Raw genomic sequence first — 24,631 nt, forward strand, 5'->3', positions numbered from 1 at the left:
TTATGATTGATTTGAATTGATGTGATTATTTAATATTTCTAATCCTTTGGGGGTACAAATGCCACGTAAATGATATTCTAAATAGTTACTCATGAGCATTGGCATTGAAAATTTATCTTTAGGGAATAATTCGTCGTCTTTTATAACTATCATTCCGTTAAAATATATTCTGGAAATAAAATCTACATGAATATTCTCTCTGTATATACCAGTTGCAACACCTCTGTTAAGATTACTTGTTACACAATCTTGCATCACGCAAAATTGTTTTTCTTTTAAACTTTTAAAGATTAAGGGGTAGTACTTTTGCAATTGATATTGCGGAGACGATTTTTCGTTTTTTAAATGCTCCATTACAAATTGCTTGATACTAAATATTTCTTCAATGGGATTTTTTTCTAAGGCACAAATTTGATTTATCCCCTCTGAAATAAAATGGAATAAATTTAAGGTTGAGGCCTCTACGAGTTTTGTTTTATTGTCAAAATGCTGATAAATAGTTTTTTTAGACATGCCAAGTTTGTTGGCAATATCATCCATTGTAACACTTTTAAACCCGTAGCTTAAAAATAAATCTGTTGCTCCTAATAAAATCTTTTCTCTCATAATCGAGTGCAAATATAGTTCAGGAAACTTTAGAAACAATAAAAGTTTCCTGAGTTTTAATATTTTTTTAACATCAATTTTACTTTAAAACGATTTCTCTTTAATCAACGGGGACAATATTTTAGTTTTTTTAGGGTTGAAATACCTTAACTTTTAAAAATAGCTTGCCCTAATAGAATGAATTACTTTATTTTTGTTTGATGCTTTCAATAGAAAAATACCAGAATGAGTTTATTGATTACCTCAAGGCTTATTCAATAAGAAAAGAGCCTCAGAATTTATATAAACCTATAGACTATATATTAAGTTTGGGGGGTAAACGTCTTAGGCCTGTACTTACTTTAATGTCTACAGATATTTTTAATGGGGGTTATAAAAAGGCTTTAGATGCAGCATTGAGCATAGAAGTGTTTCATAACTTTTCATTAGTTCATGATGACATTATGGATGATGCACCCTTAAGGAGAGGGGAACAAACAGTTCATGAAAAATGGGATATTAATACTGGAATTCTTTCTGGAGACGCCATGTTAATTATGGCGTATCAGTTATTTGAAAACTACGAGCCCAAAACCTTTAGGGAACTTGCAAAATTATTTAGTAAAACAGCATTGGAGGTTTGTGAGGGACAACAATATGATGTGGATTTTGAGACCAGAAATAATGTAACTATCCCAGAGTATTTAAAGATGATTGAGTACAAAACTGCTGTTTTAGTTGGTGCAGCCATGAAAATGGGAGCTATTGTAGCCGGTGCTTCAGAAGCTGATCAGCATCATATTTATGAGTTTGGAAGAAATTTAGGTATTGCATTTCAGTTACAGGATGATTATTTAGATGCCTTTGGCAATCCAAAAACTTTTGGAAAACAAGTAGGAGGGGACATCATAGAGAATAAAAAGACTTATTTGTATTTAAAAACCTTGGAGTTTGGTAATGATACAGAGCGAGAGCGTTTAGAACATTTGTATACTACAGATACTGCTGATGCAGAAGAAAAGATTGTTGCAGTTAAGGGTTTGTTTACATCTACTGGTGCAGCCCAAGCTACTAAAACTGCTGTTGAAGATTATACTACCAAAGCTTTTTCTGTTTTAGATACCTTAAATATTTCTGATGATAGAAAGCAAATTTTGAAGGAATTTGGAATAGGTTTAATGGGGAGAAAGGTGTAAATGGAAAGTCCTGCCTCATTTGACGATGTAATTATTAAGGCTAATGAATTAGAGTTGTACAAGAAGCTAATTCTTCAGCTTAATAAAGATTTCTTACTAGCTAATGTAGATTTAGATTTTCATGAAGATATTTTACCGTCTAGTTTGAAGTTAATTTTGCACGAAACAGTTTATAAATTAATACAAGAGAAATTTCCAGAATATTTAAATTTACTCTACATTATTGATGTTCCAGAACAGCAAGTAAAAGCCTTAAATGGAGATGATATTGTGGAACTCTCTGAGGAGGTTTCGTTTTTAATTTTAAAGCGCGAATGGCAGAAAGTTTGGTTTAGGCATAAATATTCTTAAAAGAAAAACCGAACAAAAGGTACCCACGGGTCTATATAAATGCTTTTTTCATTGTCGTGTAAAACATTATATCGCATACCAAAAATAACATTACCACTGCGGTAACCAGCTCCTAGAAATAATGCTGGGGACCAATACTTATCATCATCAGCATTAACCCTAATATCATATCTTCTGCTTACATTAAGTTGCTCGAATTCTCCTGAAAGTTGAATTTCAGGTATTACGTTATAAAGTCCAATTACACTTCCACCTAAAACGGTGGTTTTAAAAACATCCTTTTGGTTGTTAAATGTGGCATTTAATCCAATGCCTAAAGCGACCTTGTTGTTGAATTCGTATATAGCACTTGGTGCAATTGTAGCACCAAAAAAACCGTTGCCAAGGTTTAAACCCAATCCTCCACCGTATCTTACATTTTTCCAAAATTTATCTTTATGGTCTTGTGCTTTACTTTGGTGTATACCAAAAAGTAATAATGCAAATATGAGTAGGGTACTTTTAAAAACTGACATATCTTTTTTTTATTAAAGATACTAGAATTTTAAGCAAAAAAAACCACGCTATTAAAGCGCGGTATATTTTCAAATGGATGTGTAATTAATATATAATGTTTTTAAGAGATGTCTCGATTTCGAAATCAAAAGTATAGTTACTTCAAGTTTTCAACAAATGGGTACCATAACTTTTAGATGATGGGACAAATAACTCGTTAAAACTCTAAAAGTGCTTGCACTTTATCTATTCATCGATATTTTTTTGAAGTTTTAATCTAGAATTATGAATTCAACACGTCTGTTTTGTTGTAATTCATCAGCTGTACATTTCGATTTGCAATCTATTTTAGGTTGCGTTTCGCCAAAGCCTTTAAACTCTAGTCTACTTTTGGCAATACCATTTTTTATCAAAAACGCAACAGCAGAAGCAGCACGTTTATTAGATAAATTCATGTTGTAAGCTTCTCGCCCTTTATTATCGGTATGTGCATTTATAGAGAGTCTCATCTCAGGGTGTTCCCTTAATACTTTTACAATTTTGTTTAAAGAAACATGAGATTCTTCCTTTAAGCTCCATTTCGCAGAATCAAAATAGATGTTTTCTATTACTATAGATAGCTTATCATCAACTTTTTCAATTACAGGAGGTGTGGTATCTAACTCAAGGGTTTTATTATAACTAGTAGGTGTGCCCTCACTGGCTGTAAAATCAAAAGTTTTATTGATGTAGCCGTCCTTTTCAGTACTTATGGTATAAACCTCAAAAGGTAAAACTCCAAAATTATAAGCACCATTATTATCAGTTAATTGTTTTGCAACTTCATTCCCATCTTCATCTTTTAAAACAACTACTGTATTGGGTAAGTGTATTTTAGATTCAGAGTGTACTACAAAACCTTCTAGGTTTTGCTTCACTTCTTCATTAGTGGCCACATACATATCATAACTGCCTTTACCATTAGGTCTGTTAGATGATAAATACCCTTTGTTTCTTTCAGCTAGAAAATAAGCAACTTCATCATAAGATGAGTTTAAAGTATTTCCCATATTTCTTGGGGCTTTAACACCCTTTTCCAATATTCTGCTCACAAACACATCATAACCTCCTAGGTTTTTATGTCCTTTTGATGAGAAATATAAATACACACCATCTAGGGATAGAGACGGATATTTTTCATCTAAAGGTGTATTAACATTAGGGCCTAGATTTTCAGGAGTGCCTAACGAACCATCAGGATTTATATCAGCAACATACAAATCGTAGCCACCATAAGAATCGTTCATGTTAGATGAAAAGTACAGTTTATCTCCCTTTGGACTAACAAAGGGGTTTTCTATGGAAATATTAGCTTGATTGATGGATAGTAACTCTTGGTTTATCCAGTTACCATGAGAGTCTTCTTCTAAATCAGCTCTATATAATTTGTATTGTAACGAGTTTTCTTTACTGCTTCTGGTATAGTATACGGTTTTTTCATCAGGAGTAAATGTGAGTTGGTCTTCGCTATTGTTAGTGTTTAAAATTCTAGAAAATAGGAGTGGGGTAGACAAATCGCCGTCTTCTTTAATATCAAGACAAAATAGGTCTTTGTAAGCCTCGTTTGTATTTGGATCTATTTTAGCGAGTGCTCCAATTTTTTTAGAAGACACCATAATTAATTTGTTTAAGAAAAAACCAGAACCAAATTCAGAATATTTAGAGTTTACACCTGCATTTAATAAACTAAAATTATAGCCGTTAGTGCCAATATTTGAAGACGAAGTAACCGCTTTATTTGTGTCAATATCATTTTCTACGACAAAACTTGAAGTATCTTGGCCGTATGCGAAAGCAAAAGATAATACAATCACTGCAAAAACATTAATTTTCATAATGTTGAGGGGTTTAATGGTTAATTGAATTTAAAAGTATTATGAAAAGAGGTATTGAGGAATTTTTTTGGACAAATCGCATGTTAAAATCGTTAACCTATTGAATTATAGTGTTTTCTATAAACTAAGCGTTTAGTTTTAGTAATTCGTCTATATAGTCTCTTGTGTTGGATAGTCTAGGTATTTTATGTTGGCCACCAAGCTTATCGTTTTGTTTTAGCCAATCATGAAATAGTTGAGGTCTAGCAATGTTAATGGTAGGCTTATTTAATGTAATATTATTGTAGCGTTTCGCTTCATAATCAGAGTTTAACGATTTTAGAGCATTATCAAATAATTCATTAAAGTAGTGAATGTCTTTTGGAGGCGTTTTAAACTCAATCAACCATTCGTGGGCACCTTTATCTTTACCCTGCATAAAAATTGGAGCAGCCGTAAAATCTACAATTTCTGCTTTGGTGCGTTTACATACTTTTTTTAGTGCAGTCTCGGCATTTTCAATAATTAGCTCTTCTCCAAAAACATTAATGTGATGTTTGGTTCTACCAGATATTTTAATACGATAAGGGTTTAAGGACGTAAACCTTACCGTGTCACCAACTTTATAACGCCACAATCCTGCATTGGTGGTTATAATTACAGCATAGTTTTTATTTAATTGTACTTCACTTAAAGGAATAGCTTTTTCATCTGAAGTAGCATATACCTCCATAGGAACAAATTCATAAAAAATTCCGTAATCAAGCATTAGCAGTAATTCATCAGAATTGTTTTGGTCTTGAATGGCAAAGAAACCTTCTGATGCGTTATAGATTTCATAATACTTAAACTGCTTATTAGGCAGTATTTTTTTATATTGATCTTTATAAGGTACAAAGCTTACGCCTCCATGAAAATAAACTTCTAAATTTGGCCATACATCAAGTAAACTTTGTCGTTCTGAGGTTTCTAAAACGTTATTCAATAGTACTAGCATCCACGAAGGTACACCAGCAAGACTGGTAACATTTTCGTTTATGGTTTCATCAACAATGGCTTGCATTTTGTGTTCCCAATCGCTCATTAAAGACACTTTATTGCTTGGGGTGCTGCTAAATTCTGCCCAAAATGGCATGTTATCAATTAAAATAGCAGATAAGTCGCCAAATACAGTACCGTTTTCTTTATACAACTCTTTACTGCCTCCAAGTCTTAAACTTTTACCGGTAAATAATTGAGAATTTTCATTGTTGTTTAAGTACATGCACAATAAATCCTTACTTGCAGCATAATGGCAATCTTCTAAAGATTCTTCACTTACTGGAATAAATTTACTTTTTGCTCGTGTAGTGCCACTAGATTTTGCAAACCATTTAATGGGTGTGGGCCAAAATATATTGTTTTCTCCTTTTCTAGAATGCTCTATAGTATCTTGCCAGCCATCGTAATTTTTAATAGGCACACGTTCAGCAAAGGTTTTGTAATTTTTAATGGAAGCAAAATCATAATGCTTGCCAATTTCTGTGTTTTTGGCAAAATCCAATAAACTTAAAAGGAGTTCCTCTTGCACTTCATTAGGGTATTTTAAAAACAATTCAATTTGATGAAATCGCTTCTTGAGAAACCAGGATGCAATGGAATTAACTAAGGGAATTGGCATATTTATGCTATCTTTAAGTTTTTAAAAATAACACTTTTTTTTATATGACCTATCAAGGTGTTTTGAGAAAAATGGAGACTGAATTTGCGAGTCCAATCCAATACTATTTAGTGTTTGAAAATGATTTTGTTAATATAAATCAGCTACTTAACAAACGCATTAAAATGGAATTTGTTAGGTATCAATGTTTGAATTGTGGGTTAGATAAACCTATTTATAGGCAAGGTTTTGATAAGCAGTGTTTTTATCAAGTGCCGCAAGCTGCAGATTGGGTAATGCGTCCTGAATTAAGCAAGGCGCATATGGGTATTGAAGATCGTGATTTAGAATTTGAGAAAAACGCACAATTACAGCCGCATATTGTGTATTTGGCTAATTCTAGTAACGTAAAAGTTGGAGTAACCAGAAAAAGCCAGGTGCCAACCCGTTGGATAGATCAAGGTGCTCACGAAGCCATAGAGATTGTTGAAGTACCGAATCGTTACTTGGCAGGAATTACTGAAGTAGCATTAAAAGATCACGTGGCAGATAAAACAAACTGGCGTAACATGCTGAAGAATGATATTAAGGATGAAAATTTGGTAGAATGGCGTGAACGATTAAAATCATTCATTCCAGAGGAAGTTCAAGATTATTTCATTGCTAACAATTCCGAAACCAATTTAGAATTTCCTGTACATAGATATCCAGAAAAGCCCAAGAGTTTAAATATTATTAAGGCTCAGTCTTATGAGGGTACGTTAGTTGGTGTAAAAGGGCAGTACCTAATTTTTGAGGATGATATTGTTTTTAATGTGAGAGCTAATGAAGGGTTGGTTTTGGATATTTCCCTTCTTTAATACTCATCAAGAATATTGTGATAATTAGTTGCCCAATATGTTTTATAATACATATAGGTTAACGCTCTGGATTAGAGCAATACACATAAGTAATACACCAGTTATTTTATTGATAATAAGGGAAATGTTGCTAATCTTATTTTTAATAACCAAACTCACTTTACTATACCCATAGAGTGTAAATAGTTTTCCTAAATACACTCCTAGAAAGAATAAAAACAACACAGAAAAGGATGATTGTAGTGATAACATAAAATCGTTATTGTTTAATACGCCAAAGGCAATAATCCAAAATATTAAAACTGGAGGATTTAATACTCCTAAAATAAACCCCGTTGCGTATTTAGATTGTATTATTTTTAGTTTTTTAGGTTTGCTTTCCGTTTGCTTTTTAAAGAAAAGGTAAGAGCCAACAACAAATAATATAGCGACAATGGCGGTTTGAATCCATAAATTTTTATCAAAGAAATCCCGTATAACTTCGTTACAATCTAAAGCGTAGTAGGATAGTAAAACTTCTGCAAGGCCAGCAGTTAAAGCAATTTTAAATGCCTGTTTAGCATTTTCTTTAAGTGTTGTGTTTATTACTGCAATGTTAGAAGCTCCAAGTGGTAATGCACTTAATATGGAAGCAAAAATTCCTATGATTAGATATAGAAGTATCATAGCAACTTTGTAGTATTAAAGTATAAAAGCTTACAAACAAAAAATCCCGCTTACCTTAGTAAACGGGATTAGTATTATGTTATGAGAAAGATTATATTTCTTCTTGGTCTCTCAAGCTTTGTATATAGGCAGCCTTTTGGATTTCGCGACGTCTTTTAACAGAAGGTTTAGTGAAATATTGATTTTCTCTTAAATTCTGCATTACTTGAACATTTCTATGCTTACGCTTGTAACGCTTTAAAGCACGTTCTATATTTTCTCCGTCTTTTACAATAATCTTTAACATATATGTAATCTATTTTTATTCTAAGTATTTATTAAAGGGTTGCAAAGTTGAGGTTTTTAATTATGAAAACCTAATTTATAGTGTTTTACTTTTAAATGGGGTGTCAAATACACGATAAATATTCTTGTTTTGTAAATATTAGCCTGTATTAAGCTTTGTAAAACAAGAAACTAGTATTTGTCTAAAAACACTAAACTGCTACAGCACCTTTAATATGAGGATGGGGATCATAATCTACCAATGTGAAGTCCTCAAAATTAAAATCGAAAATATCTTTAATTTCAGGATTAAGCATCATTTTTGGTAGCGGACGAATATCACGGGATAATTGTAACTCTAATTGATCATAGTGATTACTGTAGATATGTGCATCACCAAAGGTGTGTATAAATTCTCCTGCCTCGTAACCACAAACTTGTGCCATCATCATTGTAAATAGAGCATAAGATGCAATATTAAATGGAACTCCTAAAAATATATCTGCACTGCGTTGGTACAACTGGCAAGATAATTTTCCGTTAGCTACGTAAAACTGAAAAAAAGCATGGCAGGGTGGAAGCGCAGCTTTTCCGTTAGCTACGTTTTCTGAAAAACTTTTGGATGTATCTGGTAATACGGATGGGTTCCAAGCAGATACTAGCATACGCCTACTATTGGGATTGTTTTTTAAGGTATGAATGACGTCTTTTATCTGATCAATTTCATCACTATTCCAATTACGCCATTGGTGTCCGTAAACAGGTCCTAAATCTCCCTGCTCATCAGCCCATTCATTCCATATGCGTACGCCGTTTTCAGTAAGATACTTAATATTGGTGTCGCCTTTTAAGAACCACAATAGTTCATAAATAATCGATTTTAAATGCAGTTTTTTTGTGGTAACCATAGGAAAACCTTCACTTAAATCAAAACGCATTTGGTATCCAAACACACTTTTGGTACCTGTGCCAGTGCGATCTCCTTTTTCATTTCCGTGTTCTAAAACGTGTTTTACTAAATCGTGATATTGCTTCATATTAACCAATCCGCTATGGCGGAAATATCTTTTAAGTTATACATCTGCTTAATAAAAAACAGCGATTACGAATTTAAAGAAAAAGAGAGGTATGTATCGGCTTTTAAAGTTGAGAAATATTAAAAGTTATTAACTGGTTCTGTCTGAAATTTAACTCTTGAAGACAGGGATTTAAAAGGTAATGCCTTCTATTTTTTTGAAGTTTTGGATGGCCTTACTATCAGATAGTAAAGATATGTAATGACATACCGAAAGCAAACGTTGGTAAAGACTTTTTTCACTAAAGTTTATGGTTTTGGGTAACTGCTGTATAATAAGCTTGTCATAATTTGAAGCAGTGCCATTAAAGCTATTATTTACAGCATTGGTGTACACTGTAAGGAGTTTGTTAATGATTTGGTATCCAGCAATTTCTTTACCAATCACTTCTTCAGATTGGTAAATATTTTCTATACTTATTTTAATGATGTCATTTATTTGGGCTTCAAATTTACTTTTGTCAAGTAGCGCACTATTAAACGTTCCGTTTAGAATGGCATCTTCATGTTTCATGAAAATGTCTACAGTGTCTTTAATAAGAGCACCAATGGCAAGGGCACGGAGATATCCTATACGATCTTCTCTGTTGGAAAGGGCATAGTAATTTTCTGGTTTAATGTTCTGGCGTATTACTTTAGAGAGGTATTCCAAGGCATATTCTTCTGGGATAAGACCAAGGTTAATACCATCTTCAAAATCTATAATAGTATAGCAAATATCGTCTGCTGCTTCTACTAAATACGCTAGTGGGTGGCGAGAATAACTTAGGTGTGCGTCATTACGTTTTATAAGCCCTAATTCATTGGCCACATCAATAAATGCTTCCTTTTCAGATTGAAATATACCGTATTTTTTATCTGCAATGTGTTGTGTTGGTTTTTTGGGTAGGGATTCTTTAGGGTACTTTGTAAATGCGCCCAGTGTAGCGTAGCTTAAACGGAGTCCGCCTTCACGTCCAGCCCTACTTTGTGTAAGGATTTTAAATCCGTTTGCATTTCCTTCAAAATCACAAAGGTCTTGGTATTCTTTGTCGGTTAACTGGTCTTTGTATTTGTTGCCCTTACCTGTTTTAAAAAACTCCCCTATAGATTTTTCGCCAGAGTGTCCAAAAGGAGGATTACCAATATCATGAGCCAAGGCTGCAGTGGCTACTATGGCACCAAAATCGTTGGCTTGATAACCGTGTATGTTTTGTAAGTGAGGATGTTTTTCTAACACTTTTTGCCCCACTTGTCTCCCTAGAGAACGTCCAACAACGCTTACCTCCAAACTATGGGTTAAGCGTGTGTGTACAAAGTCGGTTTCAGATAATGGGATAACCTGTGTTTTGTCTTGTAAACTCCTAAATTCCTGAGAAAATATAATACGATCGTAATCTACCTCGAACCCTAAGCGGGTTTCGTCTTGTTCTTGTCGTAGTCGTTTATTGGTGTCGCCAAAGCGCTTTAAGGAGAGCAGTTGTTCCCAGTTCATAGTCAAAATAAAAGATGAAGCAAGATACTAAAGAATTTGGTTTTGCAAACGTGTTTTTTCGTTTAATAAACAGTATAAATTTATTATATAATGCTGGTAATGCGTGGTTCTAGTAAAATGTGAATAAGAAGAACGATCAACCAATAATCATCCCTGCAATAGTGGCTGAGATTAAAGAGGCTATGGTGCCTCCAATAAGGGCTTTAATACCAAATTTAGATAAGGTTTTTCGTTGTCCGGGAGCTAATGATCCGATGCCTCCTATTTGAATACCTATTGATGCAAAATTAGCAAACCCGCATAGCATGTATGTTGCCATTACTACGGATTTTTGATAGTTTAAATGTAGTGGATTAGTAATGTCCTTAAGTTCTACAAGTTGTATATACCCAAGAAATTCACTGGCTGCTAGCTTGATACCTATAAGTTGCCCCATCATCATGGTATCTTCTTTGGCAACACCTATTAACCACATTAAAGGAGCGAATATTGTTCCCAGTATTGCTTCTAACGATAGGTTGTCGTAGGGACTATTATTGGCTACCCACTCATTTATACTACCAATGGAGCCTAATTTAAGTAATCCGTAATTTATCATGGCGATAAATGCAACAAAAACTAGTAACATAGCGGCAACGTTAACTGCTAACTTTAAACCCTCTGTTGTTCCATTTGCAATAGCATCTAAAATGTTAGATCCTATTTTTTCATTACTCACTTTAACATCAGTATTTACTGGTTTAGTTTGGGGATAAAGTATTTTTGAAATCACTATAGCGCCTGGTGCAGCCATAACGGATGCGGCCAATAGGTGACTGGCGAAAAATTCTCTTAACTCTACGTTCTCTCCACCTAGGAATTGGATGTAAACAGCCAAAACTCCACCAGCAACCGTTGCCATACCTCCAACCATGACTAATAAGATTTCCGACTTATTCATCTTTTCTAAATAGGCCTTAATCATTAAAGGTGCTTCTGTTTGCCCCAAGAAAATATTTCCGGCCACACTCAAACTTTCAGCGCCAGATATTCCCAGTATTTTCGTGAGTAGCCAGGCTAATGCTTTTACTATTTTTTGAATTACACCCAAATAAAACAATACTGAAGTAAGTGCAGAAAAGAATATAATTGTGGGTAATATTGAAACGGCAAAATTTATTAAGGAACTTTCAATTTCTCCAGAGCCAAATGAGCTAAACAGAAATTTTGTTCCAGCTTCTGTAAACGTTAAAACTTTATTGAATGCTTTGCCCAAATATTTAAAAATAGCCTTTACAAAAGGTACTTTTAAGATTAGGATAGCGAGTACTAATTGTGATGATAGGCCTACAGCTACGGTTTTCCAATTAATCGCTTTTTTGTTACTACTAAATAAGTAAGCTATAAAAATAAGCGATAGCATTCCTAAAATACCTCGCCAAAGACTTTCTAAAGAGAAACCCTGACTTGGGATAATAGTCGTATTGCTAGTACTCGGAATGGTGGTTTTTGAGTTCTCTCTGGGTATAGAGGTAGTGTCGGCGATGAGTAGCGTGCTGATTTTATCGCTTACTTCTTTTGAAACTTCGGTTTTGGTAGTTTCGGTAGTATTAAGGTTGTCTTGAGCAAATAGTGGTGCGCTGCACAAAAATAATATGAAAACAATACCACATAAAAATTGCTTCATAAAAAAAATTAGCGTTTAGAAATTTCATCCCTAATACTTGCAGCCTTTTCGTAATCTTCGTTTAAAACGGCTTCTTCCAAAAGTTGATGTAATTCTTCCAAAGATTTTGATGAGTAGTCTTCTTTAGATACTGCAGGTTCTAATTCCCCTGCTAAAATATCATCTACTAACACACTATCTTCGCTATCGTCTTCATCTTCTTTTTTGGTGTCTACTTTTAGATAAATACCTGCTTTATCTAATATATTTTTATATGTAAAAATAGGAGCATTAAACCGTAACGCCAAAGCAATGGCATCACTGGTTCTGGCATCAATAATCTCTTCAATCTTATCACGTTCGCAGATTAAACTAGAATAAAAAACACCATCTACCAATTTGTGAATGATAACTTGTTTTACAACAATGTCAAACCTGTCGGCAAAGTTTTTAAACAAATCGTGAGTTAGGGGTCTTGGGGGACGAATTTCCTTTTCTAAAGCAATGGCAATAGACTGTGCTTCAAAAGCACCGATTACTATGGGTAGCTTTCTATCGCCCTCAATTTCATTCAATATTAAGGCATATGCGCCATTTTGGGTTTGGCTGTAGGATATGCCTTTTATATTCAATCTTACTAAACTCATATCTTCATTTAAAAACGCAAAGAACTGCTTAAATTACAACTTTACCAACTGTAAAAACAGTTTTTGGCATGAAATGCTAATTTAAGCAGTTCTAGAGTACTTTACAATTTATAAAAGTAAATTATTCTTATTGGGCTTTAAAAGCTTTGAGTTTTTCGATAAGTTGTGGTACCACTTCAAAAGCATCGCCCACAACACCATAATCTGCAGCTTTAAAGAATGGTGCTTCTGGGTCTGTGTTTACTACAACTTTAACTTTTGAAGCATTAATTCCAGCTAAATGCTGAATGGCTCCAGAAATTCCAATAGCAATATATAGGTTAGATGCTACAGGTTTACCGGTTTGTCCAACATGTTCACTATGAGGTCTCCATCCTAAATCAGATACTGGTTTAGAGCAAGCAGTTGCAGCACCTAAAACATCGGCTAATTCTTCAATCATTCCCCAATTTTCAGGACCTTTTAAGCCTCGTCCTGCAGAAACCACAATTTCTGCATCAGCGATGGTTACCTTATCTGCGGCTTTGTCTACAGATTCTACTTTTACACCAGATTCTGAAATCGTAGACGAAAAATCTTCTGCATTTGCACTACCACTATTTTCAACCAGTCCGAAGGAATTATTAGAAACACCAATAATCTTTGTTTCAGATTGTATTTCGGTTACCTCGAAGGCTTTATTGGTAAATGCAGAGCGTTTTACCTTAAAAGGACTAGTACTTAATGGTGCTGCTACGACGTTTGATGCGTAACCAGCATTTAGTCCGATAGCTAAAAGTGGTGCTAGGTATTTGCTGTCTGCACTAGAACTTAAAATTACCACCTGGGCATTTTCACTTTGCGCAGCTTCTGTTAAAACACTGGCATAAGTTTTAGCACTAAAGTTGTCTAATGCTGAGTTAGATACTTTTAACACTTTATCTACACCATAATTTCCTAATTCTGATGTGTCTTCAGCGTTAATAACCACTGCGGTAACTGTTGTGCCTAATTGGCTTGCAACAGCTTTGGCGTAAGATGCCACTTCAAAAGCAGCTTTTTTGAATTTATTTTGTTCTGATTCTGTATATACTAAAACTGACATAATTCTTCAATATTTCAAATTAAAAATTCCAAAATGATATCATTAGGATTTGATTCTTGGTATTTAGGCTTTATATAACCTTAGCTTCATTATGAAGCAAATCTATCAACGCATCTAAATTATCTGGTGCCACCAATTTAACTGCGCCCTTCGCAGCTGGTTTCTCAAAAGAAACAGAGGTTGTACCAGCACTAGCATCAACAGGTTCAGCTACCGTTAACGGTTTTTTACGTGCCATCATGATGCCTCTCATGTTAGGAATTTTAAGGTCGCTTTCTTCCACCAAGCCTTTTTGTCCGCCAATTACTAAAGGCAACGTTGTAGATACAGTTTCTTTACCTCCATCTATTTCGCGAGTTGCAGTTGCAGTTGTACCATCTACTTCTAAACCTATACAATTGTTAACAAAATTAGCACCTGTAATACCGGCTAACATCCCAGGCACCATACCGCCATTGTAATCTATAGATTCTCTTCCGGCTATCACTAAATCGTACCCACCATCTTCAACTACTTTTGCCAATTGTTTAGCAACTGATAAACCATCTGTGGCAGCAGTGTTTACCCTAATTGCAGCATCAGCACCAATAGCTAGAGCTTTACGTAGTGTAGGTTCGGTTTCAGAACCACCAACATTTACAACGGTTACATTTGCGCCTTGTTTTTCCTTAAACCACATGGCTCTAGTTAATCCAAATTCATCATTTGGGTTAATTACATATTGTACACCATTTGTGTCAAATTTTGTATCCCCATCTGTGAAATTAATCTTTGATGTGGTGTCTGGAACATGACTTATACAAACTAATATTTTCATAAATCTATTTATATTAAAATGTCTTTTTTTTTCGCAGGTACGAAGTTAGGTATTTTATTTGAAAAATACTATGCATGCATAGTAAATTTTTAAATAAATCGTATACTCAAGTAAGCCTTAATTACTATTTTTGCAACTCGATTTAAAAGAATGTAAATGAAGACAATTCAATTCAGGGAAGCGATTTGCGAAGCGATGAGCGAAGAAATGCGCAGAGATGAAAGCGTATATTTAATGGGAGAGGAAGTAGCAGAATATAATGGTGCATACAAAGCATCAAAAGGTATGTTGGATGAATTTGGAGATAAGCGTGTTATTGATACACCTATTGCAGAACTTGGTTTTGCGGGTATCGCTGTAGGATCTACCATGACAGGAAACAGACCAATTGTAGAGTACATGACGTTTAACTTCTCTTTAGTTGGTATTGATCAAATTATAAATAACGCTGCAAAAATAAGACAAATGTCTGGTGGGCAGTTTAAATGCCCTATAGTGTTTCGTGGGCCAACAGCATCTGCCGGTCAATTAGGAGCTACGCATTCGCAAGCTTTTGAAAATTGGTTTGCTAACACGCCAGGACTAAAGGTAGTTGTGCCTTCAAATCCGTATGATGCCAAAGGATTGTTAAAAGCCGCTATACGTGATGACGATCCAGTTATTTTTATGGAAAGTGAGCAGATGTACGGTGATAAAGGCGAAGTGCCAGAAGGTGAGTACATTTTACCAATTGGTGTTGCAGATATTAAAAGAAAAGGAGAAGATGTTACCATAGTTTCTTTTGGGAAAATTATTAAAGAGGCATACAAAGCTGCAGATGAATTAGAAAAAGAAGGTATTTCTTGTGAGATTATAGATTTGCGAACCGTTCGTCCAATGGATAGAAAAGCAATTCTAGAGTCTGTAAAGAAAACTAATAGATTGGTTGTTTTAGAAGAAGCATGGCCTTTTGGAAATGTTGCTACTGAAATTACTTATTTAGTACAAAGTGAAGCATTTGATTATTTGGATGCACCAGTTGTAAAAATTAATACAGCAGATACACCTGCACCTTATTCGCCAGTATTACTTAAAGAATGGTTGCCAAATCATGAAGACGTGATCAAGGCTGTAAAAAAGGTAATGTATAAATAAAATAAAATTTTTTACGTTATATAAACTTCATCAGCACATTGCTGATGAAGTTTTTTGTTATATGAAGACATCTAATTTTTAAATCTCGTGCAACCTAGGACATGTTTTGTGTGTCTATATTATTGAGAATTGTGTTTTAAATGAAGATAAAACTACTTTTTGCCCTTTTTCTACTAAATGTTTGCGCTCTTTTGGCGCAAACAAAAGTAAGTGGTTATGTATTTGACGAACAAAATCTACCTATTCCATTTGCCAATGTTATATTTTCTGGAACTACAGAAGGCACCATAACCGATGAAAACGGAAAATTCTATTTAGAGTCTGATGAAACCCGTGCAGCGCTCACAGTGTCCTTTATAGGTTATGAAACATTGAATGTTACCCTAGAACAAAAAGTAAACTATAATTTAAGATTTGTTTTAAAGGAAGAAGCCGCACAATTAAACGAAGTGGTTATTGTTTCGGGTAAACAACCAAAAAAGAATAACCCTGCTATAGATATACTTCGTAAAATTTGGGCAAACAAACGCAGCAATGGGTTAAAGCGATTTAATCAGTATGAGTATGACAAATACGAGAAGGTAGAATTCGATATTAATACCATTGACAGTGCTCTTATAAAAAGTAAACTGTTTCGGGGAATGGAATTTGTATTTAATCAGGTAGATACCTCAAGGGTAACAGGTAAAACATATCTACCTATGTTTATCAATGAAGCTGTTTCAACGGTGTATGGCGATAACATTTTAAACAAACAAAAAGAAGAACTAAGAGGCAATAAAAATTCAGGGTTTAGTGATAACCAAGTTATCATAGATTTTGTAGACGACCTGTATTCCGATTTCAATGTATATGATAATTTTTTGAAGTTTTTTGATAAGAGTTTTGTGAGTCCCTTATCTCGAACAGGCATTGGTACTTACAATTATGTACTATCTGATAGTAGTTATATTGATAATAAGTGGTGCTACAATATTATTTATTATCCAAGACGTAAAAACGAACTAACGTTTAAAGGTGATTTCTGGGTAGCCGATACAACTTACGCAGTTAAGGAAATTAACATGCAAGCATCAAAAAGTGCTAATATAAATTGGGTAAAAGACATTTATATAGAGCAAGAGTTTGAGGTGTTGAATGATTCCCTATTTCTTGTGAAACGCGACTATATGATGAGTGATTTTGCTTTTAATAAAAAAGAAAAGTCCAGAGGAATTTATGGAAAGCGAACGACGCTTTATGATAATTATAAGTTTGATGAACCAAAGGATAAAAAATTCTACGATAAAGAAGTTTATAATTACGACAAGGATGTGTATGACAGGGGCGATGAATTTTGGGACAAGAATCGTTTAGAAGCGCTTAATAAAGATGAAAAAGGGGTGTATAAAATGTTAGACACCTTAAAAACCGTTAAGAAATTTAAGCGTTTGTATAATTTAGGGAGTATTCTTGCATCTGGGTATATTGAGTTTAACTCCCTGCCGTTGGATTACGGGCCTATTTTTTCCACATTTGGGTTTAATGACGTGGAAGGTTTGCGTTTAAGAACTGGAGGAAGAACCTATTTTGGACGCAACGATTTATGGCGTTTAGAAGGGTTTTTAGCTTACGGATTTAGAGACGATAAGTTTAAATATGGTATTTCTGGAAAGTGGTTATTGGATAAGAAAAACCGATTGATAATTTCAGGTGGTAATCGTCGTGATGTTGAACAAATGGGGGCGAGTTTAACAAATTCAACAGATGTATTAGGTCGTAGTTTAGCCTCCTCTGCCGTAGTTACGGCAGGTGCTAATGATAAATTGACTTCGATAAATTTAACGAGTTTTGCTGTAGAGGCTGAGCCTTTTAGGAATTTGATATTACGTTTAGGAGCAAACTATCGGACGCTAGAGTCTGCATCTCCAACATTTAGTTTAGATTATAACTCCCCAACAGGTGTGCAATCTGAAATTAAACAATACGAAACTACGTTTTCACTAGCGTATTTTCCAGGACGAAAAATGACAGGTTTTGGGGTGGAGCGTAAAACAGCAAATGATGATTTTACACGTGTATTTGCTCAAATTAGTCGTGGGGATAGAAGTATCCTCAATAGCGATTTCGATTATACTAAAGTGCAGTTTTCTTATTTAAAGCCATGGCAAGTGGGTGGTTTTGGTAGGTTAGCTACATCTATTGAGATTGGTAAAATCTTTGGAGAGGTACCATTAGGGCTTTTAAATGTAATACCAGGTAACCAAACCTATTTCTCTATCTATAATACCTTTTCGCAACTGGATTTTTATGAGTTTGTATCCGACCAATATGCGTCTTTTCATTTTGAGCATAATTTCAATGGGCGTTTGTTTTCAAGAATTCCGTTTCTGCGAAAGCTGAATTTAAGAGAAATAGTAAGTGTTCGTGGTGTTATAGCCAGTATTTCAGATGAAAACATTGCCTTGAATGATGTTCCTAGCAACCCTGCAAATTTACAGTTAGTGGCACCTAACAGAGAACCTTATTATGAGTATAGCTTAGGTATTGGTAATATATTTAAGGTGTTTAGGATCGATTTTAACTTCCGAGGCAATTATAAAGACGATCTACTTTATCCTAATGCTAGAAAGTTTGGGGTAACAGGTAGTTTTGGATTTTACTTTTAATGAGGTTTTGCTTCAGTTCCGTATTCTTAATAAGTGTCCAAAACTTCATCTTACAAACTGTGTTACCTGCTTAGTCTGCCTAATTTTTCTACGTTTTTTAACCATTTAGCTCTAAATTCTTCCTTAGATAGCCTAATAGGGCCTATAGTTGTAGTTTTTACTTTTTTTACCCCTATAAAATGCATAGTTAATTTTTTCATGGCCTTATGGCTAGGGCCACCATATACCCATCTATAATACCAACTAGGTTGATCTAACGTACAAATTATTCTGGCTGTTTTACCAGTAAAATGTTTGTCCCACCATAATGAGTTTTCTCTTTTACTAAAAGCAAATCCTGGTAGTAAAACCCTATCCAAAAAGCCTTTCATAATTGCAGGAACAGAGCCCCACCAAACAGGATATATCCAAACCAAATGGTTTGCCCATTTTAATATCTCTTGGCTTTTTAATAAATCAGGTTCTAACTCCATTCGTTTTCTATAACCATATTGAAGGTTTGGATTAAAATCTAAATCCGCAATTTTTATTTCCTGAATCTCGTTACCGGAAGCTGTAGCTCCTTTTTTGTAAGCTTCAGCCAAGGCGTAATTGTAGCTTTCCTTATCAGGATGTCCATATATTAATGCTATGCGTTTACTCATGTTTGTATTATTTTATGATTTGTTAATGTTAAAATACTTGTAATTAAAAAACATCTGCCTAGGATGTTTACCTGTTGTGCCAAATATTACTAGGATAGAAGAACAAAACATTGAAATAGAGATAGAATAAACTATAAAGTTTATAGGTACCTGCTATTGTGATATGATTTTTTTCCATTCTTTTTAAAATTGTACTTGCGGTTCATATAATATTAGCCATAGTATATGGGCGTTTATAAACATGTTTTAATCCTATCTTCAAAAGAGTGGCTTATAGGCTTTTCTTTTTTAAAGAATTTGAACAAAGCTAAACTAGCAGGTACAGTTAAATAAAACGAGCAGATAACAAAAGTGATAATTCCACTAAAGACGGCTAAGATTTGTGTACTTGTTTCTCCTATATAATCTTGTAGTCCTATGGTGTATTTATATAGATCTATGGCATAATCATAAAAACGAATTGACGCTTCATAGATTAACCAAGCTGGATAAAACCATTTTCTGATAGGTACCCACCATTTTCCCCAAATTGATTTTAATTGATTTTTGTTTGCTTCCATTTTTAAACCTTTTTGCAAAGATTATTTTAATGAAAGAAGTTTCATTTGATTTATATCAAATTCGGTTTTTTTTGGCTTCGTATTCTACTTAAAGTTTCAAGTGTGATCCCTAAATAAGATGCGATATGGGTAAGTGGAATTCTTTGGGTAATATCAGGATAAATATTAATTAAAAGTCTATACCTTTCATCTGCTTTAGTAAACTGAATAGTATGCAATCTTTCGCAAAGCCCCAGCATGGTTTCAGTTACTACTTCTCTAATTAATCGCTCAAAATCATGATGTTTATTGGAAAGGGTGTTAACAGTGTCTTTAGAAAATTTCAGTACTATTGAGTCTTCAATAAATTCTATGTAATGAGGGCTAGGTACGTTACCAAAAAAACTTACTATAGAAGCAATAAACTGATTCTCAAAGGTAAACCAATCTGAAATATCTTTACCATCTTTCAAATAATAGGCTCTAGCACAACCCTTGATAATAAGATAAGCTTTTTCGGAATATTGTCCCTCTTTAACAACAACCTCTCCTTTATTGAATGTAACCATTTCTAAATTAGAAATAAATTCTTTTTGACATTTAGTGGATAGCGGTGAGTATATTTCTCCTATTTTATTTACGATGCTTTCAAGATTCATTTATTCTATTAGGAATAACAATTGTTAAACGAAGTTCATCATTTTTTTTATCAACGTCAACTTTTCTCATGGTAGTGTTTTTATTTATTTATAAATAATATTTATGTTTTTCATAAAAAATATAAATAAAAATATATCAATCCTTTGTTTTAATTTTGTAGTGTAACAAAAAGAAAACGCAATGGAAGCAGAATTATTAAACGGTAGTTTCAAAAAAAATGAAGCCTTTAAAAGTGTAAATAAAACCGATAAAAAAGTAAAAATAGCTGTTGCTAAAGGTGATGGTATTGGTCCTGAAATCATGGATGCGACACTCAAAATCCTAAAAGCTGCAGGTGCTAACATAGAATCTAATTTTATCGAACTTGGCGAAAAAGTATATCTATCAGGTAATACTTCTGGAATTAAAACTGAGGCTTGGGAAACAATAGGAGATACAAAAATTATTTTAAAAGCACCAGTTACTACACCCCAAGGGAAAGGCTATAAAAGTTTGAATGTAACACTACGTAAATCTTTGGGTTTATTTGCTAATGTACGTCCCGTAACTGCATTACACCCTTATGTAGCTACCAATTTCCCGGATATGGATGTGGTTATTGTAAGAGAAAACGAAGAAGATTTATATGCTGGTATAGAGCATCAACAAACGGATGATGTAGTACAGTGTTTAAAGTTAATTACAAGACCTGGTTGTGAGCGCATCATACGTTATGCTTTTGAATATGCGAGAGCTTTTGGTAGAAAAAAAGTAACCTGTATGATTAAGGATAATATCATGAAGCTTACAGATGGACTTTTCCATAAAGTGTTTTTAGAAATTGCCGCAGAATATCCAGATATTATTAACGATTCACAAATTATAGATATAGGTGCAGCACATTTAGCAGCACATCCAGAGCGTTATGATGTGATAGTTACCTCAAACCTTTATGGTGATATCATATCCGATATAGCTGCTGAGATTGGTGGTTCTGTAGGTATGGCAGGTTCAGCTAATATTGGGAAGAATATAGCTATGTTTGAAGCCATTCATGGATCTGCACCAGACATTGCTGGTCAAAATATCGCAAACCCTTCGGGCCTTTTAAACGCTGCTGTTAATATGCTGGCCTACATAGGCCAAACAGAAATAGCCGACAAAATTAAAAATGCATGGCTAACAACCTTGGAAGAGGGTTATCATACGGCAGATATTTACAACAATAAGTTTAGTATAAAAAAGGTGACCACCTCAGAGTTTGCAGATGCAGTAATTGAACGTTTAGGAGAGCAGCCTAAAAAACTATCTGCAAGTACATTAACAAGTGGTACAGGTAAAATTACTATCCCAGAATATAAAAGAAAGGAAGCGAACAAGCAATTACTGGGTGTTGATGTTTTTATAGACTGGAAAGGTGCAAATCCAGAAGAAATAGGAGGTATACTCTCTAATATCAGCGCCTTTAAATTAAAATTAAAGATGATTACAAATAGAGGTGTAAAAGTGTATCCAAAAGGGTTAAAAGAAACCTATTGTACAGACCATTGGAGATGTAGATTTGTTGCCATAGATGCTGATATTGAAACAAAGGAACCCGTATACAAACCTGTAGAATTTGAGCAAGTTATTGCATTGCTCTCAAAATTACATAATGAAGGTATGGATGTAATAAAAACAGAAAACCTTTATGAGTTTAATGGTAAAAGAGCTTTTTCTCTGGGACAAGGTGAGTAAAAAAATTAGTTAGTTTAGTTAGTAGTTTGAAATTGTGATGAAAGACCCATAATTTCTTATGGGTCTTTCTTTGTTTTCTCATATAAGTAGATTAGTTTAATTTGAGTTGGTTAGTAGCACGATTTTAGGGAAAAAAATCGTAATAAAATCCATGATTTTATTCATGGATTTTATTATTGCGTTAAATGCAAAAAGCTCATCAAAATAGGGTTTCGGTTATCCTTGTGCCATACCATAAACAATTCGGTACGTTGAGGAATATTATGTAATTCAATACATTTAATTCCTTTTATATGGCTTGATGTTAAGGACTTGGGCACTATGGAAATACCAAAATTATTCTCAACTAATTTATAAATAGAACTGGCATGAATAGTTAGATGTGAAACCATTGGCATAAAAGCATGGTCTTTAAAAATTTGTAAAACCTTATCGTAATAAGACGCACTATATTCAGGGTCAAAAAGGATGAAGGGCTCTTCTTTTAATTGTGTTATATTTTTAAAGGTTGTTTTGTTTATTGGATGATCTTCAGGTAAAACCAAACAAAACGTGTCACATAAAACAGGTCGGGATGTTATTGTTGAGGGCAAATGTTCTAATCTTACAAAACCAATATCAATCTTAAAGTTTAAAAGCCCTTCAATTTGTTTTTGGTTGTCGATTTCCTTTAAATTAAAAACTACGTTAGGGTGTTCTTTTTCATATTTCAAAAGTAAATCGGGAATAACCTGTTGCATAGCAGAACCTACATAACCTAATTTTAATTGACCTCTCTTACCATCGTGTAGCAGTTTTGCATGATTTACGATATCATCCAATTGCTTTAAATGCAAACTAAGTTCTTGCTTTAGATACGTTCCTGCTTTGGTTAAAACAACCTTACGATTATGACGTTCAAATAATTGAATGCCCAAATCATCTTCCATCTGTTTAATCTGTCTGCTTAAACCAGGCTGTGAAATATAGAGGCGTTCTGCTGCTTTTCTAAAATGTAATTCTTCAGCAACCGCTAAAAAATACTTATAGTGGCGCAATTCTAATTGATTACTCATAGTTATCAATTTAGCGTTTAAATAGTCTTTTTAAACATCAAAAATAGAAATAACTTTGTGATATTCCACTAAGATTTTTGAGAATGGTATTCAAATATGGTATAGATGAATTGACTCTTGATAAAGTAATTGCTATTGCTGATGCTAAAATTGATGGTGTACTCGTTGATAAAGCAAAAGAGCGTATTGCTGAATGTAGACAAAAAGTAGAGGTTTTAGCTAATTCCAGTAAACCGGTTTATGGTGTAAATACAGGTTTTGGGCCTTTGTGTGATGTTAAAATTTCTACCGAGGAATCCAATAAGCTTCAGAAAAATTTATTAATTACACATGCCGTAGGTGTTGGAAACCCCATCGATAAGCACATCTCTAAACTTATGATGATTTGTAAAGTACATGCTTTGTCTCAAGGCTATTCGGGTATTCGTTTAAAAGTTATTGAGCGTATTCTGTATTTCATTGAAAACGACATGTTACCAGTTGTTCCTGAACAGGGCTCGGTTGGTGCTTCGGGAGATTTAGCACCACTATCGCATTTGTTTTTACCGCTTATTGGGCAAGGAGAATTTTGGATAGGTAATGAGATTGTAGATGCTAAATCTATTTTGAGAGAACATCATCTAAAACCAATTCATCTGAGAGCAAAAGAAGGGTTGGCATTGATAAACGGCACGCAGTTTATTTTGGCGCATGCAGTTACTGGGTTAAAAAAAATGCAATACCTTCTTGATTTGGCTGATGTGGCGGGTGCAATGAGTATTGAAGGTTACCAAGGGAGCTCAGCACCCTTTAAAGACGAATTGCATAAAATTCGTCCATTTTCTGGAAATATAGAAGTCGCTGAACGCATGTTTGCTTTACTATATAGATCTCAAAATGTAGATGCACATGAAAATTGTGAGCGTGTACAAGATCCATATTCTATGCGTTGCATTCCACAAGTTCATGGGGCATCAAGAAATGCATACTACCATTTAAAGGAACTTGCTGAAATAGAGCTAAATTCGGTTACAGATAACCCTATTGTTTTGAGTACTACAGAAGCTGTTTCTGGGGGGAATTTTCATGGACAACCTTTGGCTATGGCTTTAGACTATGGTTCTATTGCAGCCTCAGAATTGGGTAATATTTCAGATAGGCGATGCTATTTATTATTGGAAGGGAAATTCGGTTTGCCACGATTGTTAACTACAGGTGGTGGATTAAACTCTGGTTTTATGATTCCGCAATACACCACGGCAGCTTTGGTAACGGAGAATAAATCCTTGTGCTTTCCTTCTTCAGCTGATAGTGTGCCTACAGCATTAGGGCAAGAAGACCATGTATCCATGGGAAGTATTTCGGGGAGAAGGTTCAATCAGATTTTAGAAAATTTGGAAAAAATACTGGCCATAGAGTTAATGTATGCCGCACAAGCTTTGGAATTTAGAAGACCAAATACCTTTTCTGATATTATTGAAGCAAATTTCAAAATTATCAGGAAAAAGGTTAAAAGATTAGAAGACGACAGGCTTTTAAAAGATGATATTGATGCCATGATTACATTAGTTGCACAAGAGGCTTTCATTTTAAAATAAATTGAGT

23 protein-coding genes are annotated in these 24,631 nt (G+C 34.2%); 7 read left to right on the forward strand and 16 right to left on the reverse strand.

The features are described from left to right. Entirely contained in the window at positions 1–606 is a 606-nt protein-coding gene (locus tag JS605_RS09860; protein WP_203257554.1) for a TetR/AcrR family transcriptional regulator, read from the reverse strand. Between the two features lie 200 nt (positions 607–806). On the opposite strand from JS605_RS09860, the gene JS605_RS09865 reads away from it, so the two are divergent. Next, on the forward strand, positions 807–1,781 hold the full coding sequence (locus tag JS605_RS09865) for a polyprenyl synthetase family protein (RefSeq protein ID WP_203257555.1): 975 nt from the start codon (positions 807–809) through the stop codon (positions 1,779–1,781). Then, positions 1,782–2,132 (forward strand): hypothetical protein, encoded by a 351-nt coding sequence (locus JS605_RS09870; protein ID WP_203257556.1) that lies wholly within the window; start codon positions 1,782–1,784, stop codon positions 2,130–2,132. It begins immediately after the preceding gene. Here the strand turns inward: JS605_RS09870 and JS605_RS09875 are convergent. From JS605_RS09875 to JS605_RS09885, 3 genes are all read right to left on the reverse strand, one after another. Further along, on the reverse strand, positions 2,129–2,647 hold the full coding sequence (locus JS605_RS09875; RefSeq protein ID WP_203257557.1) for an alpha-ketoglutarate decarboxylase: 519 nt from the start codon (positions 2,645–2,647) through the stop codon (positions 2,129–2,131). The two genes, JS605_RS09870 and JS605_RS09875, sit on opposite strands and share 4 nt — an antisense overlap. A gap of 252 nt (positions 2,648–2,899) precedes the next feature. After that, positions 2,900–4,501 (reverse strand): OmpA family protein, encoded by a 1,602-nt coding sequence (locus tag JS605_RS09880; RefSeq protein WP_203257558.1) that lies wholly within the window; start codon positions 4,499–4,501, stop codon positions 2,900–2,902. A gap of 124 nt (positions 4,502–4,625) precedes the next feature. Next, entirely contained in the window at positions 4,626–6,140 is a 1,515-nt protein-coding gene (locus tag JS605_RS09885; RefSeq protein WP_203257559.1) for a GH3 auxin-responsive promoter family protein, read from the reverse strand. 44 nt (positions 6,141–6,184) lie between these two features. Here JS605_RS09885 and JS605_RS09890 point away from each other — a divergent pair, with 44 nt between their 5' ends. Then, positions 6,185–6,979, forward strand: a complete 795-nt coding sequence (locus JS605_RS09890) for a DUF2797 domain-containing protein (RefSeq protein ID WP_203257560.1) — start codon at positions 6,185–6,187, stop codon at positions 6,977–6,979. A 42-nt stretch (positions 6,980–7,021) separates the two neighbouring features. On the opposite strand, the gene JS605_RS09895 is transcribed toward JS605_RS09890, so the two are convergent. The 8 genes from JS605_RS09895 to JS605_RS09930 all read right to left on the reverse strand — a co-directional run bounded on the left by JS605_RS09895 (position 7,022) and on the right by JS605_RS09930 (position 14,651). Next, positions 7,022–7,645, reverse strand: coding sequence for a LysE family transporter (locus JS605_RS09895; protein ID WP_203257561.1), 624 nt, complete (start codon positions 7,643–7,645; stop codon positions 7,022–7,024). 91 nt (positions 7,646–7,736) lie between these two features. Next, the gene (rpsU, locus tag JS605_RS09900) at positions 7,737–7,931 is read right to left on the reverse strand and encodes a 30S ribosomal protein S21 (RefSeq protein ID WP_203257562.1); all 195 of its coding nucleotides are present in this window, start codon (positions 7,929–7,931) and stop codon (positions 7,737–7,739) included. Between the two features lie 190 nt (positions 7,932–8,121). Next, complete coding sequence (locus JS605_RS09905; RefSeq protein WP_203257563.1) at positions 8,122–8,946, reverse strand: thymidylate synthase; 825 nt, start codon at positions 8,944–8,946, stop codon at positions 8,122–8,124. A gap of 171 nt (positions 8,947–9,117) precedes the next feature. Then, positions 9,118–10,458, reverse strand: a complete 1,341-nt coding sequence (locus JS605_RS09910; protein WP_203257564.1) for a deoxyguanosinetriphosphate triphosphohydrolase — start codon at positions 10,456–10,458, stop codon at positions 9,118–9,120. 136 nt (positions 10,459–10,594) lie between these two features. Beyond that, positions 10,595–12,124: a NupC/NupG family nucleoside CNT transporter gene (locus tag JS605_RS09915; RefSeq protein ID WP_203257565.1), complete on the reverse strand. Its 1,530-nt coding sequence runs from the start codon at positions 12,122–12,124 to the stop codon at positions 10,595–10,597. Between the two features lie 8 nt (positions 12,125–12,132). Then, complete coding sequence (locus JS605_RS09920; RefSeq protein ID WP_203257566.1) at positions 12,133–12,750, reverse strand: bifunctional nuclease family protein; 618 nt, start codon at positions 12,748–12,750, stop codon at positions 12,133–12,135. Between the two features lie 127 nt (positions 12,751–12,877). Then, positions 12,878–13,834, reverse strand: coding sequence for an electron transfer flavoprotein subunit alpha/FixB family protein (locus tag JS605_RS09925; protein ID WP_203257567.1), 957 nt, complete (start codon positions 13,832–13,834; stop codon positions 12,878–12,880). 70 nt (positions 13,835–13,904) lie between these two features. Then, positions 13,905–14,651: an electron transfer flavoprotein subunit beta/FixA family protein gene (locus tag JS605_RS09930; RefSeq protein WP_203257568.1), complete on the reverse strand. Its 747-nt coding sequence runs from the start codon at positions 14,649–14,651 to the stop codon at positions 13,905–13,907. A gap of 156 nt (positions 14,652–14,807) precedes the next feature. Here JS605_RS09930 and JS605_RS09935 point away from each other — a divergent pair, with 156 nt between their 5' ends. Both JS605_RS09935 and JS605_RS09940 read left to right on the forward strand, forming a co-directional pair. Further along, positions 14,808–15,785 carry a pyruvate dehydrogenase complex E1 component subunit beta gene (locus tag JS605_RS09935; protein ID WP_203257569.1) on the forward strand — a complete coding sequence of 326 codons (978 nt, stop codon included), beginning with the start codon at positions 14,808–14,810 and terminating at the stop codon, positions 15,783–15,785. A gap of 140 nt (positions 15,786–15,925) precedes the next feature. Beyond that, the gene (locus tag JS605_RS09940; protein ID WP_203257570.1) at positions 15,926–18,433 is read left to right on the forward strand and encodes a DUF5686 and carboxypeptidase-like regulatory domain-containing protein; all 2,508 of its coding nucleotides are present in this window, start codon (positions 15,926–15,928) and stop codon (positions 18,431–18,433) included. A gap of 62 nt (positions 18,434–18,495) precedes the next feature. Here JS605_RS09940 and JS605_RS09945 read toward each other — a convergent pair whose 3' ends face one another. The 3 genes from JS605_RS09945 to JS605_RS09955 form a co-directional block, all read right to left on the reverse strand. Continuing rightward, positions 18,496–19,077 (reverse strand): NAD(P)H-dependent oxidoreductase, encoded by a 582-nt coding sequence (locus JS605_RS09945; RefSeq protein ID WP_203257571.1) that lies wholly within the window; start codon positions 19,075–19,077, stop codon positions 18,496–18,498. Between the two features lie 233 nt (positions 19,078–19,310). Then, the gene (locus JS605_RS09950; protein WP_203257572.1) at positions 19,311–19,637 is read right to left on the reverse strand and encodes a hypothetical protein; all 327 of its coding nucleotides are present in this window, start codon (positions 19,635–19,637) and stop codon (positions 19,311–19,313) included. Between the two features lie 50 nt (positions 19,638–19,687). Further along, positions 19,688–20,275, reverse strand: a complete 588-nt coding sequence (locus JS605_RS09955) for a Crp/Fnr family transcriptional regulator (protein ID WP_203257573.1) — start codon at positions 20,273–20,275, stop codon at positions 19,688–19,690. A gap of 181 nt (positions 20,276–20,456) precedes the next feature. On the opposite strand from JS605_RS09955, the gene JS605_RS09960 reads away from it, so the two are divergent. Beyond that, a complete protein-coding gene (locus JS605_RS09960) occupies positions 20,457–21,992 on the forward strand; it encodes an NADP-dependent isocitrate dehydrogenase (protein ID WP_203257574.1) in 1,536 nt (511 codons plus the stop codon). 173 nt (positions 21,993–22,165) lie between these two features. On the opposite strand, the gene JS605_RS09965 is transcribed toward JS605_RS09960, so the two are convergent. Then, the gene (locus tag JS605_RS09965) at positions 22,166–23,047 is read right to left on the reverse strand and encodes a LysR family transcriptional regulator (RefSeq protein WP_203257575.1); all 882 of its coding nucleotides are present in this window, start codon (positions 23,045–23,047) and stop codon (positions 22,166–22,168) included. A gap of 83 nt (positions 23,048–23,130) precedes the next feature. On the opposite strand from JS605_RS09965, the gene hutH reads away from it, so the two are divergent. Next, positions 23,131–24,624 (forward strand): histidine ammonia-lyase, encoded by a 1,494-nt coding sequence (gene hutH, locus JS605_RS09970; protein ID WP_203257576.1) that lies wholly within the window; start codon positions 23,131–23,133, stop codon positions 24,622–24,624. Positions 24,625–24,631: the final 7 nt, after the last annotated feature.

It is taken from the genome of Hyunsoonleella ulvae, assembly GCF_016827605.1.
In the GTDB taxonomy this organism is placed as follows: Bacteria; Bacteroidota; Bacteroidia; order Flavobacteriales; family Flavobacteriaceae; genus Jejuia; species Jejuia ulvae.